Annotated in this window: 15 protein-coding genes; 8 read left to right on the forward strand and 7 right to left on the reverse strand. The window is 59.2% G+C overall.

The genetic code is table 11. From position 1 onward, the window contains the following. The first annotated feature begins 405 nt into the window (after positions 1-405). A complete protein-coding gene (locus ACIQAL_RS17785; protein ID WP_401147739.1) occupies positions 406-2,958 on the forward strand; it encodes an autotransporter outer membrane beta-barrel domain-containing protein in 2,553 nt (850 codons plus the stop codon). A 304-nt stretch (positions 2,959-3,262) separates the two neighbouring features. Further along, the gene (locus ACIQAL_RS17790; protein ID WP_401147741.1) at positions 3,263-4,156 is read left to right on the forward strand and encodes a PA4780 family RIO1-like protein kinase; all 894 of its coding nucleotides are present in this window, start codon (positions 3,263-3,265) and stop codon (positions 4,154-4,156) included. Between the two features lie 37 nt (positions 4,157-4,193). Here the strand turns inward: ACIQAL_RS17790 and cueR are convergent, their stop codons facing one another. The 3 genes from cueR to ACIQAL_RS17805 form a co-directional block, all read right to left on the reverse strand. Continuing rightward, positions 4,194-4,598 (reverse strand): Cu(I)-responsive transcriptional regulator, encoded by a 405-nt coding sequence (cueR, locus tag ACIQAL_RS17795; RefSeq protein WP_401147744.1) that lies wholly within the window; start codon positions 4,596-4,598, stop codon positions 4,194-4,196. Further along, entirely contained in the window at positions 4,595-6,793 is a 2,199-nt protein-coding gene (locus ACIQAL_RS17800) for a heavy metal translocating P-type ATPase (RefSeq protein WP_401147748.1), read from the reverse strand. Before ACIQAL_RS17800 ends, cueR begins: the two co-directional genes overlap by 4 nt. A gap of 102 nt (positions 6,794-6,895) precedes the next feature. Further along, positions 6,896-7,276 (reverse strand): hypothetical protein, encoded by a 381-nt coding sequence (locus tag ACIQAL_RS17805; protein ID WP_341960113.1) that lies wholly within the window; start codon positions 7,274-7,276, stop codon positions 6,896-6,898. 154 nt (positions 7,277-7,430) lie between these two features. On the opposite strand from ACIQAL_RS17805, the gene ACIQAL_RS17810 reads away from it, so the two are divergent. Next, a complete protein-coding gene (locus ACIQAL_RS17810; RefSeq protein WP_401147750.1) occupies positions 7,431-7,628 on the forward strand; it encodes a heavy-metal-associated domain-containing protein in 198 nt (65 codons plus the stop codon). 422 nt (positions 7,629-8,050) lie between these two features. On the opposite strand, the gene ACIQAL_RS17815 is transcribed toward ACIQAL_RS17810, so the two are convergent. Continuing rightward, a complete protein-coding gene (locus ACIQAL_RS17815; RefSeq protein ID WP_401147752.1) occupies positions 8,051-9,910 on the reverse strand; it encodes a DUF4105 domain-containing protein in 1,860 nt (619 codons plus the stop codon). 75 nt (positions 9,911-9,985) lie between these two features. Beyond that, complete coding sequence (locus ACIQAL_RS17820) at positions 9,986-10,474, reverse strand: DUF3015 domain-containing protein (RefSeq protein ID WP_166598365.1); 489 nt, start codon at positions 10,472-10,474, stop codon at positions 9,986-9,988. 282 nt (positions 10,475-10,756) lie between these two features. On the opposite strand from ACIQAL_RS17820, the gene ACIQAL_RS17825 reads away from it, so the two are divergent. The 5 genes from ACIQAL_RS17825 to ACIQAL_RS17845 all read left to right on the forward strand — a co-directional run bounded on the left by ACIQAL_RS17825 (position 10,757) and on the right by ACIQAL_RS17845 (position 15,531). Then, the gene (locus ACIQAL_RS17825) at positions 10,757-13,189 is read left to right on the forward strand and encodes a Lon protease family protein (protein ID WP_401147755.1); all 2,433 of its coding nucleotides are present in this window, start codon (positions 10,757-10,759) and stop codon (positions 13,187-13,189) included. A 185-nt stretch (positions 13,190-13,374) separates the two neighbouring features. Then, the gene (locus tag ACIQAL_RS17830) at positions 13,375-13,707 is read left to right on the forward strand and encodes a hypothetical protein (protein WP_166598388.1); all 333 of its coding nucleotides are present in this window, start codon (positions 13,375-13,377) and stop codon (positions 13,705-13,707) included. A gap of 183 nt (positions 13,708-13,890) precedes the next feature. Further along, positions 13,891-14,379, forward strand: coding sequence for a TIGR00645 family protein (locus tag ACIQAL_RS17835; protein ID WP_166598367.1), 489 nt, complete (start codon positions 13,891-13,893; stop codon positions 14,377-14,379). A gap of 129 nt (positions 14,380-14,508) precedes the next feature. Next, on the forward strand, positions 14,509-14,814 hold the full coding sequence (locus tag ACIQAL_RS17840; protein WP_401147758.1) for a DUF6482 family protein: 306 nt from the start codon (positions 14,509-14,511) through the stop codon (positions 14,812-14,814). A 99-nt stretch (positions 14,815-14,913) separates the two neighbouring features. Continuing rightward, positions 14,914-15,531 carry an FKBP-type peptidyl-prolyl cis-trans isomerase gene (locus tag ACIQAL_RS17845; protein WP_401147761.1) on the forward strand — a complete coding sequence of 206 codons (618 nt, stop codon included), beginning with the start codon at positions 14,914-14,916 and terminating at the stop codon, positions 15,529-15,531. Positions 15,532-15,649: 118 nt separating this feature from the next. Here the strand turns inward: ACIQAL_RS17845 and ACIQAL_RS17850 are convergent, their stop codons facing one another. Next, on the reverse strand, positions 15,650-15,892 hold the full coding sequence (locus tag ACIQAL_RS17850) for a hypothetical protein (RefSeq protein ID WP_166598370.1): 243 nt from the start codon (positions 15,890-15,892) through the stop codon (positions 15,650-15,652). Between the two features lie 244 nt (positions 15,893-16,136). Continuing rightward, complete coding sequence (locus ACIQAL_RS17855; protein ID WP_166598371.1) at positions 16,137-17,105, reverse strand: polyprenyl synthetase family protein; 969 nt, start codon at positions 17,103-17,105, stop codon at positions 16,137-16,139. Positions 17,106-17,157 lie beyond the last annotated feature (52 nt).

A 17,157-nucleotide genomic window follows, 5' to 3' on the forward strand; every position in this document is an offset into this window, starting at 1 on the left:
CTGTTGGATAAGCGCGGTTCGAGACAAGCAATTTATTGAGTCAATAAGGCCGGTTGACGGGTCTACCCAAGCAGGGCATTGCATTCGGCCTTGTTGTCAGCGTAGCAGCGGGCCAACGCTGAACAGAGGATGGGGATATGATCTTTCGCGATAACCCGGATGACTAAAATTGCGGGCCTGTTTCATTAAGTATTCGCGATAAAAGCACGTTTTGTAATCGCGAAAAAATCGATGGTTATAACTGTCCGTTTATATTTCCTGCGCTTAAATAAGAAATGTCCTACAAGCATGATTTCATTGTCTTCTCATAATGTGTGCCACTTCTTAAAAGATAAGGCAGGACAGCGAATGTCTGTACATTTTCCAAAATCAACGATGGCACTCTCGATTGGTTTGGCATTATTCATGGTTCAACAGCAGGCCACGGCACGCACGCTCAATGGCTCAATTGAAACGATTGAGAGCGGCGCCCCAGTCGAAAGCTGGACCCTTCTCAATCAGGCCATACTGACCGTCAACGGCGCGACGACGGGGGGCATTAACGCGTCGAGCAGATCAGTGGTCAATCTGAATCCCAACGTGCTGGTTCAATCGGGTGGCGTTGGCGTCGCCTTGAATCAGGCCACCGGTGTTTTCAATGGAGCGCGTATCGAGAGTACCGGCGACTTCGGCCTCTTTCTGAATACCGACCTGGCGGGCACCCGAGGCACGGTTGCCAATGTCACGGACAGCACGATCATCGGTCAGGAGCGCGGAGTCAGCGTCGCGGCAGGCGATGTCACCCTTTCGGGCAGCACCGTCCAGGGAAACAGCGCAGGCGGAACGGGGTTTCTCAATGGCGGTATCGGGATAGCGCTCTTCAACGGGAACGCCACGATCACCGATCAAAGCTCCATCACGGGTGAACAGAACGGCATTCTGGTCAGCCCTGATGCGTCACTGCCCAGCCAGCAGAGCAACATCATCGTCGACAACTCCTCGGTCACCGGGACCAACGGCAGCGCCATCATCGTCGGGTCATTCCGCAACACCCTGGCCTCGTCGGCCGATATCACCCTCCGCAATGGCTCGACGCTGAGCGGTGGCAATGGCGTGATTCTCGAAGTCGCCAACAACTCCAGCGCAAAGATCCTTGTCGATGACAGCCTGCTCACCGGGGATGTGCTGATCGGCGATGGCTCGACGGGCGCGTTGACGCTGCAAAACAACGCTGGCATCACGGGGAATATCACCAATGTCGCGAACCTGAACCTCAACAACAACGCTTCGGTGACGGGAAACATTACGCGTGCCGATACGCTCAACGTTCTCAATGGGTCCCGCATTGAAGGCGATGTCAGCGACGTGACGACGCTCACTGCCAACGGGAACGTCTCGACCGCCGGGACGATCAGCCGTGTCGCCACATTCGATGCGCTGAACGGCGCCCGGATTGCCAGTGACGTTGCGGACGTCACGAATCTGAGCGTGACGGCCAATTCGTCGGCGATGGGCAACATTACCCGTGTCCAGACCTTCAACGTCGACGGCAACTCCAGCGTCTCTGGGGATGTAAGCGATGTTCAGACCCTCAATCTCTCCGGCAACTCGCAGCTCAGCGGCAAGCTTGCGAATGTCGCCCAATTGAATTTGAACAATTCCACATGGACCACGCCTGACGGCCAGGGTGTCAGCCACCTGAACATGAACGCGGGCGCGGTGAAACTGGGATTAGGAGACGGTACGTTCCAGGCCCTGAATCTTGATACGTTGTCGGGTAATGGCCGGTTCATCATGGACACTAACCTCGGCGGTCGTGAGGGCGACCTCGTCAACGTTTCCGGGCAGGCGAGCGGGGATTACGAGTTGCTGGTGAAGAACACCGGGATTGACCCGATCAAGGGCGATCCCGATCAGCAGGTTGTGCACACCGGCACCGGAAGCACGGCGGGTTTCAGTCTGATCGGCGGCCAGGTCGACTTCGGTACGTTCGCCTACCAGCTCGAACAGCGTGAAGGCACGGATTGGTACCTCGTGCAGAAGTTCGACGATGACGGCAACCCGATCGTGACGCCGGGCACCGAATCTGTGATTGGTCTGTTCAGCGCTGCCCCCACCGTCTGGTATGGCGAACTGAGCACCTTGCGCAGTCGCATGGGGGAGCTTCGCTACGGTGAGGCTCAGGGTGGCGCTTGGACGCGGGCATACGGCAACAAATACAACATGTCGGCAGCCGGCGGCACGGCGTATCAACAGAATCAGCACGGCGTTTCGTTCGGTGTCGATGCACCGTTGCCGGTTTCTAGCGGGCAGTGGCTGATTGGCCTGCTGGCGGGCTACAGCCGTTCGGACCTGGACATCGCCGCCGGCACGTCCGGGCATGTCGACAGCTACTACGTCGGCGCTTACACCACGTGGCTGTCAGACAGCGGTTATTACGTCGACGCAGTGCTCAAGGCCAACCGCTTCAAAAACTCATCTGACGTGCGCATGAGCGACGGGACCAAGACCGACGGTGACTACAACACCAATGGCATCGGGACATCGGTCGAAGTCGGCAAGCACATCAAGCTGCAAGACAATTGGTTCGTCGAGCCTTTCGGCCAGATTTCATCCCTGTGGGTGCAGGGTGAAAGCTACTCGCTGGATAATGGCATGCACGCCAGCAGCAACAAGGCGGATTCGTTTCTCGGCAAAGTCGGGACGACCGTGGGGCGTAATTTCCCGATGGAAAAAGGCGGATACGTCCAGCCTTATATGAAGGTCGCCCTGGCTCACGAGTTCGCCAACGCCAATCGGGTGAAGGTCAACGACAACAGCTTCAGCAATGACCTGTCGGGCAGCCGAGGTGAATTGGGCGCCGGTGTGGCCGCTCAATTGACCGAGGTTCTGCAACTGCATGCCGACATCGATTACAGCAACGGACAAAACATCGAGCAGCCTTGGGGTGTGAACGTGGGTCTGCGCTACAGCTGGTAACGAAGACGCAAACATTTGGCGTCATGGCAGGGGTCTTCAAGGCCCCTTTTTCTTTTCGTGGGCACAACTTCCCATGACCGAATCGGTGGAAAGCGTACGGAACCATTTCCTTGAGCCAGGCTACGAAGCCTTAAAGGCGACAGTCTGACACCCGGCATGAAAGCTGCTTGCCATGATTCAGGGAACGTATGGTTGGCGATTGAATCCATGACTCAATCCATATGCCCCTACTCGCTGGCAGAGGATTGCCGTATAACGAGCAACAATCGCGTGTTTGGCAACGAAGGACCCACAATAAAAGCTGATGAAGACTCCAAAACGCATTGAACCCCTGATCGAAGACGGTCTGGTAGACGAGGTGCTGCGCCCGCTTATGAGCGGTAAAGAGGCAGCTGTTTATGTGGTGCGCTGCGGCAAAGAACTGCGCTGCGCAAAGGTTTACAAGGAGGCGAACAAACGCAGTTTCCGTCAGGCAGCGGAATATCAGGAGGGCCGCAAGGTCCGCAACAGCCGGGATGCCCGGGCGATGGCCAAGGGCTCAAAGTTTGGGCGCAAGGAAACCGAGGACGCCTGGCAGAACGCCGAAGTGGCGGCGCTGTTTCGTCTGGCGGGCGCGGGCGTCAGAGTGCCCAAGCCTTACGACTTCCTTGATGGCGTGTTGCTGATGGAGATGGTCTCGGACGAATACGGCGATGCGGCCCCGCGTCTGAACGACGTCACCCTCGAACCCGATCAGGCCCGCGAGTATCACGCGTTCCTGATCCAACAGATCGTGCTGATGCTGTGTACCGGTCTGGTGCACGGTGACCTCTCCGAGTTCAACGTGCTGCTGTCGCCCGACGGCCCGGTCATCATTGACCTGCCTCAAGCGGTGGATGCGGCGGGCAACAACCACGCGTTCAGCATGCTCGAACGCGACGTGGGCAACATGGCTTCGTACTTCGGACGCTTCGCACCGGAGCTAAAGAAAACACGATTCGCCAAAGAGATGTGGGCCTACTATCAGGCGGGCACCTTGTCACCTGCGACGGTGCTCACCGGCGAGTTCGCCGATCCGGACGATGTGGCCGACGTGAACAGCGTGCTTCGTGAAATCGAAGCCGCGCAGCGTGATGAAGCGCGACGTCAGGCGGCGAGAGCGGAAGACGATGCACCGCCGAACAAAGCCGAAGAACCGCCTCCGCCATGGATGCAGTGAACGGTTGATGTGATAGCCCGACCCAGGTCGGGCTTTTTCATGCTCGGCAACACCCACCCGATTCCAGATCCCTGAGAATCGGGCAGTCGGGCCGGTCGTCGCCGTGGCAATGTTCGACCAGATCCTGCAACGTGTCCCGCAAGCCCGCCAGTTCGGTGATCTTCTGATTCAGCTCGGCAATGTGCTGCCGCGCGAGCGCTTTGACGTCCGCGCTGGCGCGGCCCCGGTCCTGCCAAAGTGTCAGCAGTTTGCCGACTTCTTCCAGCGAAAACCCCAGGTCCCGCGAGCGTTTGATGAAGGCGAGGGTGTGCAGGTCGTCCTTGCCGTACAACCGGTAGCCGCTGTCGGTGCGATTGGCGGCCTGTAGCAGGCCAATGGATTCGTAGTAGCGAATCATCTTGGCGCTCAGGCCGCTGCTCTTGGCGGCTTGACCGATGTTCATGGTGCATCTCCTTCAACGTCGGGTTTCCAGGTTTTCAACAGTAAAGCGTTGCTCACGACGCTGACGCTGGACAGCGCCATGGCTGCCCCTGCGATCACCGGATTGAGCAGGCCGAACGCCGCCAGCGGAATACCGATCAGGTTGTAAACGAAGGCCCAGAACAGATTTTGTCGGATCTTCGCGTAGGTCCTGCGGCTGATGTCGAGCGCGGCAGGGATCAACCGAGGATCGCCGCGCATCAGGGTGATGCCTGACGCGTGCATGGCCACGTCGGTGCCGCCGCCCATGGCGATGCCGATGTCTGCGGCGGCGAGGGCCGGGGCGTCGTTGATGCCGTCGCCGACCATGGCCACGACACCCGTCTTTTTGAGTTCGATCACGGTGGCGGCTTTGTCCGCGGGCAGCACTTCGGCGTGCACGTCCGAGATGCCCAGGGCGTCGGCCACCACTTTGGCGCTGCCTCGATTGTCGCCCGTCAACAAATGGCTGCTGATGTTTCGTTCACTCAACGCCTTAACGGCGTGCGCGGCGCCCGGCTTGAGGGTGTCACCGAAAGCGAACAGGCCAAGCACGCGGCGTTGCGGACTCAGTTCGATGAGCCAGGACAATGTTCGACCCTCCGCTTCCCAGGCTTGCGCGGTTTCGGCGAGGGCGTCGGGCGTGAGATCGCTTTCGTCCAGCAGACGCCGATTGCCCAGCGCCAGTTCACGACCTTGCAAGGTGCCCGCGATGCCGCGCCCGGCGAGGGAGCGGCTTTGGGTGATGTCTTCCAGGGTCAGGCCCTGTTCGCGTGCGGCGTCCAGGACGACGTTGGCCAGCGGATGCTCACTACCTCGCTGGAGCGCACCGGCCTGTTGCAGCAATGCGTTCACGTCTCCATCAACGGCGATCATATGGGCGATGCGCGGTGTGCCGGAGGTTAGCGTTCCGGTCTTGTCGAACACGACGGCAGTCACTTCATGAGCGCGCTCTAGCGCTTCGGCGTCCTTGATTAAAATGCCGTGGCGCGCCGCGACGCCTGTACCGGCCATGATCGCGGTAGGCGTTGCCAGCCCCAGGGCGCAAGGGCACGCGATGACTAGTACGGCAACCGCGTTGATCAGCGCAGTTTCCGTGGCGGCACCTGTCAGCAGCCAGCCAATCAGGGTCGCAAGCGCCAAGAGTAGGACGACAGGCACGAACACCTGGCTCACCTTGTCGACCAGTTTTTGGATCGGCGCTTTGGCGGACTGCGCGTCTTCCACCAGTCGAATGATGCGTGCAAGAACGGTTTCGGCCCCCAGCGCCTGAGTGCTGACCAGCAGGCGGCCTTCGCCATTGATTGCGCCGCCGGTGACCCTGTCGCCGGGCTGTTTGGCGACCGGCAGGCTTTCACCGCTGATCAGCGCTTCGTCTGCATGGCTTTGACCCTCGACGACTTCGCCGTCTACCGGAAAACGCTCGCCGGGTTTAACGAGCACGAGATCGCCGATTTTCAACGCGCTGATCGCCACATCGGTTTCCTGTCCGTTTACCACTCGAATCGCCCGTTCGGGTCGCAAGGCTTCCAGTGCCCGAATCGCGCTGGAGGTCTGTCGCTTGGCGCTGCTCTCCAAATATTTGCCCAGCAACACTAAGGCGATGACCACTGCTGAGGCTTCGAAATACAGGTGCGGCATGGCCCCTGCTGGCGTGATGAGCCATTGATAAACGCTCAGCCCGTAACCTGCGCTGGTGCCGAGTGCGACCAGCAGATCCATGTTGCCCGCCATCGCCCGCACAGCCTTGAATGCCGCGACGTAGAAGCGCGCGCCGAGGAAAAACTGCACGGGGGTGGCCAACAGAAATTGGAACCAGGCGGGGAGCATCCAATGCACGCCAAATGGCTGCAACAGCATCGGAAGCACCAGCGGCAGAGCAAGCACGATGGCCAGAATCAGGTGCCAACGTTCGCTGTCATGACGTTTCAGCTGCTCGGCTTTCTGAACCCCAGGGTTCTGCTCAAGGCTGGCGCCATAACCGGCTTTATCCACCGCTGAGATAAGGTTGGCCGGGTCGATCCTTTCCAGGAGTTCGACATGGGCGCGCTCGTTGGCGAGGTTGACGGTGGCGTTCTTCACGCCAGGGACTTTGCGCAGCGCACGCTCGACACGTCCCGCGCAGCTGGCGCAGGTCATGCCGGTGATGGGCAGGTCGAACGTATCGGGACTGGACATCCTGAGGACTCCTTGAAGGCGATTGCCGACAAGGATCAACCTTGCCACGTGGGCAAGGTCAAGTCTCGATTTTTGAGCGAAGGAGGGCGTGCTTTTTCAGGATTAGTAATTCAACTCGGCACGCTTGAGGTACATCCCGTTCGGCCCCGACGCGATACGGTACTTCAGAACGTCGCCAGCGTTGATGTGGAGGGCGGTGTTGTTCTGCGCTTCAATGCCGGGTGAGCAACCGGGCATCTGGCCGGGCAGCACGCGCAGGCGCACAGAGATGTTACCGGCGGGCAGGTTGAACGAGCGGGACTCTTCCTGGAACAGGCGGCCTACGAGTTGATCCTGCATATAGATGCCAATTTCACAGGACGTGGCGACTTCCAGCCGTTCGCGGGAAATGATGAGCACGCCATAATCTTCGTCCGCCTGAGCCCAGGAAGCGGAGGCCAGCAGACCGATAAAACCTGCGATGCGAAAGGCAGACCCGCCCATGGCCGATTCTCCTGATGTACGTTGATGAAACACTTTGGCTCAGAGCACGGCCGAATACCAGCCCGGCCGATTCAATCAAAACTTGACCTTACCCCGATGGGAAGGTCGAACATGCCGACATTCATTGCTTTTCACTCAAACGAGGAGTCACGACATGCAAACCTTCAACGTCCAAGGCATGACCTGCGGCCACTGCGTGCGCGCCGTCACTAACGCGATCAAAGGCGAAGACCCGAGTGCCGACGTGCAGATCGACCTGGCCAAAGGCGAGGTGGTCGTGCAAAGCCAACTGCCGGCCAATCAGATCATCGGGTTGATTGTGGAAGAAGGTTACACCGCGAAGGTGGCGTGAGTGCGCGGCCTGTCTGCTCTTGCTTCTGCCGAAGGCGTAGGAGCTGCCGGGGAGGCGCTCCACCTTGCCTGCGATCCATTGCGCGGTGATAGCAAACCCGGCACGCGTGGCGGGTCAGGTAGATCGCGTTGTCAGGTTCTACTGCTGCTTCGCAGCAGATCGTAGGCAAGCCAACTCCCACGGCCTTCGGCCAGAATCAAGAGCCCGAATCGCGTCGCCCGCCCGCATATCTGCTTGCTCTTGCTTCTGCCGAAGGCGTGGGAGCTGGCTTGCCTGCGATCTGGCGCGAAGCGGCAGCAAAACCGAGCGGACGAGGTGTATCAGGTACGCCGCGATTGCAGGTTTTACTGCCAGTTCCTGACAGATCGTCAGCAAGCTGGACTCCTACGCCCTCCGGGCAGAATCAAAGGCTGATCAGTTATTCAATAGTGATACCACTTCAACTCCAGCATCACCTCATTCACCGGCGACGTCAGCTCGCTGAACTCACGCTGCGCACTCAGCCGCAGTCCCAGGTTTCGCGACAATTCCCACTGTTGATTCAGACTGATCGTGCGTCGCACTTCGCCGTTGGTGAAGTAATCGCCCTTACCCTCAAGACTCAAATTGCCCAGCGGATTGCGCCACAGCACCCCACTGTCAAAGCCAGCAGCAGGCGAAACGAACGCGTCGAAATCATTGTTGTGCTCGATGCGCACCGTGCCCAGCGCAAAGCCCAGCACGTCATCCCCCAGCTTCCATGTCCCGCCCGCGCCACCGTTCACGTGGCTCACCAGATTTTCGTCGCCATGCTTGCCCAACACGCGCTCCAGACCGCCTGCGACCTGCCAGGACCAAGGCTGCAACAGCTCGTTGCGCGGCGTGAGTGAACGAATGGTCGCGAGGTCCAGTTGCTGCACCTGCCACTTGTTGTTCTCGTACTGGCGAAGCTTCAACTGAAGAATCTCGATCTGCGCGCCGAGCGGGAAGCCGTAAGCGTTGTCGTTCAGGTCGTGATAAGCCATGCGCAGCCCGTATTCGGCAAACGCCTTGTCGTCCCGCGTGCCGGCGCCCAGCTGCCAGGTGCGCGATTCGTGGCCGTCTTCAGGCAAACCCGGACGCTCGATATCAAGTGCAGGCGGCGGGTTGGTGCTGATCGCCCGCAGTAGGTCGTAGCTGCGTTGCGACCTTGCAGAGTCGCGCTCCTCACCATTAGCGCGGTAACGCTCCAATCGATAGGCTGCGTCCTGAATCAACGCTCGGCGCTCTTTCGGCACCGCAAGGTATTCCGCCGTCTGCATCTGCTTCTGGTCGGCGCTCACCTTCAGCACCCACTGTTTCTCATCGTGATTCAACGGCTCGGCGCGGCTCAGCAGTTCGCGTTCCTTGGAGGGGCGATAGTCGATTTTCTCGACCAGACCCGCCTCTTTAACAGCCCGCACAGTGTCGGTGGGAATGGCCGTGAGCTGAAATTGCGGCGTCAGGTTCAGGCTCGGGCGCGCGACCTGCAACAGCTCCAGCAGCCGGTACGAACAGTTTTCGTCGAAGAAGAAATAGCCGAAGCGAATCTGCTTGAGTTCCCACACGTGCTCGACCATGCGCCGCGTTTCTTCCGGTGTCAGGTTCAGGCGGTATTCCCACAGGTCGCGGTTTTCGAGACTACGGTACTCGGAGAGTTTTTCCTGATACGGCACTAGCGCGAACAGGCCGGGGTAGCCGCCCATCAGGCCTTTCCAGGCGTAGAGAATGCTGTTGTCGGAGCCTTCGATGTAGGCGCCGAAGTTGATCGCATAGCTGAGCAACGCCGTTTTGTTTGCCTGCACGTTGGCCTGGTCGATACGCAGCAGCGTGTGGCCGAACATCGACGACGGGCTGTTGAGGTACGCGGCGGGGAAGATCATGACTGTACTGTCCGGCGCCACATCGGAGAACCACTTGTTGAACTCTTTGCAGTCCACGGCGGGCAGGTCAGTGAGCTTCAGCTCGTCCCGCAGAAAACGCGTGCGCGAGGGATAGACGCATTGCGGGTGCAGGTCTTCCTTGCCTTGCACGACCGGGCGATAGATCGCTTCGAGGGTCGCGGCCAGCTCGGCTTTAGGGTCATGGGCACCATTAGTGGCCAAGAAGAATTTGGGGTCATCGACATAACTGCGCCAGCCACCCAGCTTGCCGGATTCATAGTGGCCGATCGCGATCCAGAACCTGGAATCGGCGAGGTGCTGCAAACGTTCGTTATCGACGTGAGGCGCGGCGGACAGCGGGGCGCAGACACAGAGCGCCAGCCAGGCAAGGCGTTTGAGCATAGAGTGGCAACTAATCAAAAAGAGGCGGAAGGCGTTAAAAGCCTGCCTCCCGACGGGGAGGCAGGTGGCACGACTTTAGGCTTGGGTTGCGTATTTGGCCAGAGTCGGATCGTTCTTCAGGACGTCGATGGTGTTGGTGTGCACGTCTTCAGCGGTGGCGTCGGCCTTGTTGAAGATTTGGGTGTAGTGCTCGTGGGTGACGGCGGCGAAATGCGCACGGTCTTCCGGTGCAACGCCCAGCACGACCGCGTAGGTGGTCAGTGCTTCGCCTTGGCCCATCGCCATGTCTTTGGAGAGCTCGTCCATCATGCCGTTCATGGCAAACCAGGATTTGCCGCCGTACGTCAGCGCGCTGTTGGTGGAGCAGCCGTTGGTGCCCGAGGTCATGCCGAAGGTGGCGTTACCGGAGGTGCCGTTGGTGGTGGAAGCCAGGAAGTGGGCCGGGGTGCCGCGTTGCCCTTCGAACAGCATGTTGCCCCAGCCGCAATCTGGGCCACCAGGGGCTTGAGCCATGGCGTTCAGGGATGCAGCGGCGAGGAGAGTACCAAGAAGAATCCGTTTCATAGCGTTAGTCTCTGTTGTTTCAACCAAGGGTCGGAGTCCTGACCGATACGGGCGTCAGGTCGGGCCGGCTATTCGATTTGTTACCGACCGCGCAGCTTGGAGTTTAGGCACGATCTGAACGTTCCGTGGTTTATTGCAGTTTGTTGTCTGTAGCTCCCGGCCTTTGGGGCTTGTAGGTCGCTTCCTCAAGAAGAAAACGATTGCGCGAGTTCTTGCCTTGCCAGTCTGGTGCAGCGAGCGCCAGAATGCCCCCATCTGCCCCGCCTGATGTAAGGATGTCCGATGCCCGATTCTGTAGCTGCCAGCCTGCGACTTGCGCCCGAGGCGCTGACCCGCCCCTTTTCCGCTGAACAGTTCAGCTTCACGACAACCAACGATCTGGAACCTTTTCGCGGCGTACTCGGCCAGGAGCGAGCAGTCGAGGCCTTGCAATTCGGGGTCGCCATGCCGCGCCCCGGCTACAACGTATTCGTCATGGGTGAGCCCGGCACTGGCCGCTTCTCATTCGTCAAGCGCTACCTCAAGGCTGAGGGCAAGCGCATGCAGACCCCGTCGGACTGGGTCTACGTCAACAACTTCGATGAGCCGCGCGAGCCTCGCGCCGTGGAACTGCCACCGGGCAGCGCCAGTTCGTTCATCGCCGACATAAACGGACTGATCGACAACCTGCTGTCGACTTTTCCTGCAGTCTTTGAGCACCCGTCTTACCAGCAAAAGAAAAGCGCCATCGACCGTGCCTTCAATCAGCGCTACGACAAGGCACTGGACGTGATCGAGCGCTTGGCGCTGGAAAAGGACATCGCCCTGTATCGCGACAGCACCAACATCGCCTTCACGCCCATGCTGGAAGGCAAGGCGTTGGACGAGGCCGAGTTTTCACAATTGCCGGAAGCCGAGCGCGAGCGTTTTCACACCGATATTTCGGCGCTGGAAGAACGTTTGAATGAAGAGCTCGCCAGCCTGCCGCAGTGGAAGCGCGAGTCCAACAACCAGATGCGTCAGCTAAATGAAGAGACGATTATTCTGGCCCTGCAACCGCTGCTGGCGCCGCTCTCGGAGCAGTACGCCGAGAATGCCGCCGTTTGCGCGTACCTGCAGGCTGTGCAGGTCAACCTGCTGAAAACGGTGGTCGAGCAACTGGTCGACGACAGCAAGACCGACGCCCAGGCGCGCAAGCTGCTGGAAGAGCAGTACTGCCCGAGCCTGGTGGTCGGTCATTCAGCCAGCGGCGGGGCGCCTGTGGTGTTCGAGCCGCACCCGACCTACGACAACCTGTTCGGGCGTATCGAATACAGCACCGACCAAGGCGCGCTGTACACCACGTATCGCCAACTGCGTCCGGGGGCTTTTCACCGGGCCAATGGCGGTTTCCTGATTCTCGAAGCTGAGAAAATGCTTAGCGAGCCGTTCGTGTGGGACGCCCTCAAGCGCTCGCTGCAATCGCGCAAGCTCAAGATGGAATCGCCGCTGGGGGAGCTGGGCCGTATCGCGACCGTGACCCTGACGCCGCAGACCATTCCGTTGCAGGTCAAAGTCATCATCATTGGCGCCCGCTCGCTGTATTACACGCTGCAAGACCTTGATCCGGATTTCCAGGAGATGTTCCGGGTGCTGGTGGATTTCGACGAAGACATCCCGATGGTCGACGAGAGTCTTGAGCAGTTCGCTCAACTGCTGAAAACGCGCACCTCGGAAGAAGGTATGGCGCCGTTGACCGCCGATGCCGTGGCGCGTCTGGCGACGTACAGCGCTCGGCTGGCGGAGCATCAGGGGCGTTTGTCGGCGCGAATCGGTGATCTGTTTCAGTTGGTCAGCGAGGCGGATTTCATTCGCAGCCTGGCCAACGACGAGCGCACGGATGCGGGCCATATCGAGCGCGCACTCAAGGCCAAAGCCACACGCACCGGTCGCGTCTCGGCACGGATTCTCGATGACATGCTCGCCGGGATTATCCTGATCGACACGGCGGGCGCGGCGGTCGGCAAATGCAACGGGTTGACCGTGCTGGAAGTCGGCGACTCGGCCTTCGGTGTGCCTGCGCGAATTTCGGCAACGGTCTATCCGGGCGGCAGCGGCATCGTCGACATCGAGCGTGAGGTCAACCTCGGTCAGCCGATCCACTCCAAGGGCGTGATGATTCTCACGGGGTATCTGGGCAGCCGTTATGCGCAGGAATTCCCGCTGGCGATTTCCGCGAGCATCGCCCTCGAACAGTCCTACGGTTACGTGGATGGCGACAGCGCTTCGCTGGGCGAGGTCTGCACGCTGATCTCGGCGTTGTCGAAAACGCCGCTCAAGCAATGTTTCGCGATTACCGGCTCCATCAACCAATTCGGTGAAGTGCAGGCCGTGGGAGGCGTCAACGAGAAGATCGAAGGCTTCTTCCGACTCTGTGAAGCCCGGGGTCTGACAGGCGATCAGGGCGCGATCATCCCGCAGGCCAACGTCGCCACGCTGATGCTCGACGAGCGTGTGCTGCAAGCCGTGCGTGCGGGGCAGTTCCATGTCTATGCCGTGCGTCAGGTGGACGAGGCGCTGAGCCTGCTTGTCGGAGAAACGGTGGGCGAGGCGGATGAAGAGGGGCAGTTCCCGGAAAATTCGGTCAATGGCCGGGTGGTGGATCGTCTGCGTGATATCGCAGAAATGCTCAGCGAAGAAGACCTGAAAGAGCTCGAAAAAGAGGCGCCACAATTACAGCCAGAACTGAAAAGTTAACGGTTTGACGTCAATGAAACAGGGCGCTTGATGGCAAAATGACCATTCGGCGCCCTTTTTGTTTTTACGCTTTTCCTGTGGGGTATTTCTTCGATATTGTCGTATTGCAGCAGTTGTCAAAGGGACTGACGCGTTTCCTTCGCTGTTCCAAGGGAATGAATACTGCAATCAATGAGGAGCTCGCCATGCCGCGCAGCCTCTGTCTTACTCGCCAATGTCTGGGTCTTGAGACCCGTATCGAATGTGTGGTTCGCCCTCTGTCCGGCGATAACGGTATGTGGACTTTGCTGTTCGCCGCCGGGATGTCCGGAGAACAACCTTCCGCGTTAAAGGCTCAGGGCCCGTTTCACGGCCCGGTCGCCGCCGAGTCCGTATTGGACGCGATTGCCGAAAGCCTGACCCTTCATGGTTATCAGACTGCGGAAGAAATACCGATCTGGAGTCTTCATCTGCAGGGTGAGTTACGACGGATCAACGGTGACACTGCTCACGGTCAGCGAACCTCTCCGGTTAACTGATACGCTCTGACACATCGACGAACGCCTCGCGGTATGCCTGGTCATCAGGGTTGTAGCGTGGAGTTCGCCGATGGCTACAGGCGCAAGCCCACTTCAGTTAATTGTTTCATTTCTTGTCCTCAACGCTTGTGTCGACAAACCTTGACCCTATACTCGCGGGCTTTCAATTACCTGTGAGCTTCAATGGAACGGTTTATCGAAAATGCCATGTACGCGTCGCGCTGGTTGTTGGCGCCGATCTACTTTGGCCTGTCTCTGGGACTTTTGGCGCTAGCGCTCAAGTTCTTTCAGGAAATCTTTCACGTCATCCCCAATGTGTTTTCCCTGGCAGAGTCCGACCTGATTCTGGTGCTGCTGTCGCTGATCGACATGGCGCTGGTGGGCGGTCTGCTGGTCATGGTGATGATCTCGGGTTACGAGAACTTCGTGTCCCAGCTCGACATTGACGAAGACAAGGAAAAGCTCAACTGGCTGGGCAAAATGGACTCGTCTTCCCTGAAGATGAAAGTCGCCGCCTCCATCGTCGCGATCTCTTCCATTCACCTGCTGCGGGTGTTCATGGACGCCAAAAACATCGAAACCCAATACCTGATGTGGTACGTGATCATTCACATGACCTTCGTGGTATCGGCGTTTGCGATGGGCTATCTGGACAAGCTGACCAAGCACTGATCCCAGGCCGCTGGCATTTTCAACTGAACAGAAAATGACCAGCGGCGCCTTCTGTTCCTTGTACTTCAGCCAGACTGGGCAAGAATTGTCTTTCGCTCACTCAACGCCTGGATCAACGAGGGCTCTCTCATGAATCTTCAGGAACTCACGGCTCACGCCAGTGCCGGTCGCATCGACGAGCTCAACCTTATCTCCATGGAAGGCGGCATTTACCTGCTCGAAGCGCGCATGCACGGCGCTGCGCATCCGCTGAACGATGCCCAGGGGAAAACCCTGCACCTGCGCTCGGTCGAACACGCCAGGGACGTGCTGCAATCGGTCTCGCGTATGCCGTTCAATCTGGTGCACGCCGTGGTTCACGACGAGATGTGTGGCATCCACGACACCGAAGAACAGGTCGTACGCGTTCCCATCTCTATTCGCTCGGCCTGGTAACGGCGGGTTGGCTGCCTAGGGTGCGGAGGGCAGATGTGCTAGGCTGCTCGGCCTTTTAGTTCAGGGCGCCTGCGGGCGTTCATCAAGCGGAGCAGCAGCATGTCCGAAGTCAATCTGTCCACCGACGAAACTCGCGTCAGCTACGGCATTGGCCGCCAACTGGGCGACCAACTGCGTGACAACCCGCCACCGGGCGTCAATCTGGACGCCATCCTGGCCGGTCTGACCGATGCGTTCGCTGGTCAGCCAAGCCGTGTCAGCCAGGAAGAAATGGCGGCCAGCTTCAAAGTCATTCGTGAAATCATGCAAGCTGAAGCCGCCGCAAAAGCCGAAGCCGCTGCGGGTGCTGGCAAGGAATACCTGGCCGAAAACGCCAAGCGTGAAGGCGTCACTACGCTGGATTCCGGTTTGCAGTTCGAAGTGATCACCCAAGGCGATGGCGCTCAGCCAACCCGCGAAAGCAACGTGCGTACTCATTACCACGGCATGCTGGTCGACGGCACCGTCTTCGACAGCTCCTACGATCGTGGCGAGCCTGCCGAATTCCCGGTTGGCGGCGTGATCGCTGGCTGGACCGAAGCCCTGCAACTGATGAAAGCCGGCAGCAAATGGCGCCTGCACGTGCCGAGCGAACTGGCTTACGGCGCTCAAGGCGTTGGCAGCATCCCGCCGCACAGCGTGCTGGTGTTCGACGTCGAACTGCTCGACGTCCTCTAAAACAGCGGCAAGCTGCAAGTGTTGAGCTTCACGTTAAAAGCAGTGCGTCGTTGACTGGCCCTGATCGTACAGTCGACGACGAAAAGCTTGCGGCTTGTAGCTTGCCACTTGCAGCTGATCAGTGAAGTTCGCATGCCGGGCGCAACGCTCGGGCATAGCAGAACAGGAACAGGCTGCGCACCATCTCCTTTTGAATCCCCGGTTCGCATGAGCTGAGGCTGTTCACGTCCAGATCTCCTTGATCTCGCAATTCATCCAGCGCGTCTTCTTCCAGCACGGCGCACACCTCCCCGGTTTCGCGATGCAGGATACGCAGGTAAGGGTGTGGCCGATCCAGCCATGCGTCGATCAGATAGGTCATGTCCGTTCTCCTTGAAATGTTTCAATGAGAATAATTCTTATCTGAAGAATAGCAAGGCGCTATTTGAGATTAATTCGCATTTTGGCGGTGGAACTGATCTGAGTCATGCTGGGCGTCCGCTACCGTTTATCCTCACCCTGGGCAACCTTTGTAGGAGCCAGCAAGCCGGCTCCTACAAGGCTTTCGGCGTCAGAACGAAAAAGCCCGTCGCATGGACGGGCTTTCTTGTGGAGCCGTGCGCGTATCAGTGTGTGCGGGCGACGGCGAATTCGCTCAGTTCGATCAGTGCATCGCGGTACTCACTGGCAGGCAGCACATCCAGGCAGGCGATGGCACGAGCCACATAGTCACGGGCCAATTGTGCCGTGTAGTCCAGCGAGCCTGATTGCTCGACCGCTTCACGGATGGCATCCAGGTCTTCCAGGCCGCCTTTCTGAATCGCCTTGCGCACCAATGCTGCTTGCTCAGGCGTGCCTTCGCGCATGGTGTAGATCAGGGGCAGGGTCGGTTTGCCTTCTGCCAGGTCGTCACCAATGTTCTTGCCCATGGTCTCGGCGTCGCCGCGGTAGTCGAGCAGGTCGTCGACCAGCTGGAACGCGATGCCCAGATGGTCACCAAACGTGCGCAACGCTTCACTCTGGTCATGGTTTGCATTGGCCAGGGCGGCGGCGCTGTGGGTCGAGGCTTCGAACAGCATGGCCGTCTTGCCGCGAATCACTTCCATGTAGGTTTCTTCGGTGGTGCTGGCGTCCCGAACCTTGGACAGTTGCAGCACTTCGCCTTCCGCAATGACGCGAGTGGCTTTCGAAAGGATCTTCATGACCGGCATCGAACCCAGCTCGACCATCATTTCGAACGAGCGGGAATAAAGGAAGTCGCCGACCAGAACGCTGGGTGCGTTGCCCCACATGGCGTTGGCGGTCGAACGGCCACGGCGCATGCCGGACATGTCAACGACGTCGTCGTGCAACAGGGTCGCGGTGTGCAGGAATTCGATGGTGGCCGCCAGCAGGCGCAGGTTGTCGCCACCGCTGCCGAGCGCCTTGCCGCACAGGAGCACCAACAACGGACGCAGACGTTTGCCGCCAGCTGAGGTAATGTAGTCGCCGATTTTCGAGACCAGCGGCACGCGCGATGTCAGCTGCTTCTTGATAATGTGGTCGACGGCTGTAAAGTCGTCCGCCACAGCGCGGTAGAAGGCTTGGGGTTGCATCAGCGAGACGTGCTCCAGAAGGGTTGCGCGGCATGCTAGGTCGCAGGCCCCA

This window comes from Pseudomonas sp. NPDC088368 (assembly GCF_044753445.1).
In the GTDB taxonomy this organism is placed as follows: domain Bacteria; phylum Pseudomonadota; class Gammaproteobacteria; order Pseudomonadales; family Pseudomonadaceae; genus Aquipseudomonas; species Aquipseudomonas bambusae.

Excerpts from the sequence above, each read along its gene's own strand:
- ACIQAL_RS17785 (WP_401147739.1), top strand. The coding sequence starts at position 406 with ATGGTTCAACAGCAGGCCACGGCACGCACGCTCAATGGCTCAATTGAA.
- ACIQAL_RS17790 (WP_401147741.1), top strand. The coding sequence starts at position 3,263 with ATGAAGACTCCAAAACGCATTGAACCCCTGATCGAAGACGGTCTGGTA.
- cueR (WP_401147744.1), bottom strand. The coding sequence starts at position 4,598 with ATGAACATCGGTCAAGCCGCCAAGAGCAGCGGCCTGAGCGCCAAGATG.
- ACIQAL_RS17800 (WP_401147748.1), bottom strand. The coding sequence starts at position 6,793 with ATGTCCAGTCCCGATACGTTCGACCTGCCCATCACCGGCATGACCTGC.
- ACIQAL_RS17805 (WP_341960113.1), bottom strand. The coding sequence starts at position 7,276 with ATGGGCGGGTCTGCCTTTCGCATCGCAGGTTTTATCGGTCTGCTGGCC.
- ACIQAL_RS17810 (WP_401147750.1), top strand. The coding sequence starts at position 7,431 with ATGCAAACCTTCAACGTCCAAGGCATGACCTGCGGCCACTGCGTGCGC.
- ACIQAL_RS17815 (WP_401147752.1), bottom strand. The coding sequence starts at position 9,910 with ATGCTCAAACGCCTTGCCTGGCTGGCGCTCTGTGTCTGCGCCCCGCTG.
- ACIQAL_RS17820 (WP_166598365.1), bottom strand. The coding sequence starts at position 10,474 with ATGAAACGGATTCTTCTTGGTACTCTCCTCGCCGCTGCATCCCTGAAC.
- ACIQAL_RS17825 (WP_401147755.1), top strand. The coding sequence starts at position 10,757 with ATGCCCGATTCTGTAGCTGCCAGCCTGCGACTTGCGCCCGAGGCGCTG.
- ACIQAL_RS17830 (WP_166598388.1), top strand. The coding sequence starts at position 13,375 with ATGCCGCGCAGCCTCTGTCTTACTCGCCAATGTCTGGGTCTTGAGACC.
- ACIQAL_RS17835 (WP_166598367.1), top strand. The coding sequence starts at position 13,891 with ATGGAACGGTTTATCGAAAATGCCATGTACGCGTCGCGCTGGTTGTTG.
- ACIQAL_RS17840 (WP_401147758.1), top strand. The coding sequence starts at position 14,509 with ATGAATCTTCAGGAACTCACGGCTCACGCCAGTGCCGGTCGCATCGAC.
- ACIQAL_RS17845 (WP_401147761.1), top strand. The coding sequence starts at position 14,914 with ATGTCCGAAGTCAATCTGTCCACCGACGAAACTCGCGTCAGCTACGGC.
- ACIQAL_RS17850 (WP_166598370.1), bottom strand. The coding sequence starts at position 15,892 with ATGACCTATCTGATCGACGCATGGCTGGATCGGCCACACCCTTACCTG.
- ACIQAL_RS17855 (WP_166598371.1), bottom strand. The coding sequence starts at position 17,105 with ATGCAACCCCAAGCCTTCTACCGCGCTGTGGCGGACGACTTTACAGCC.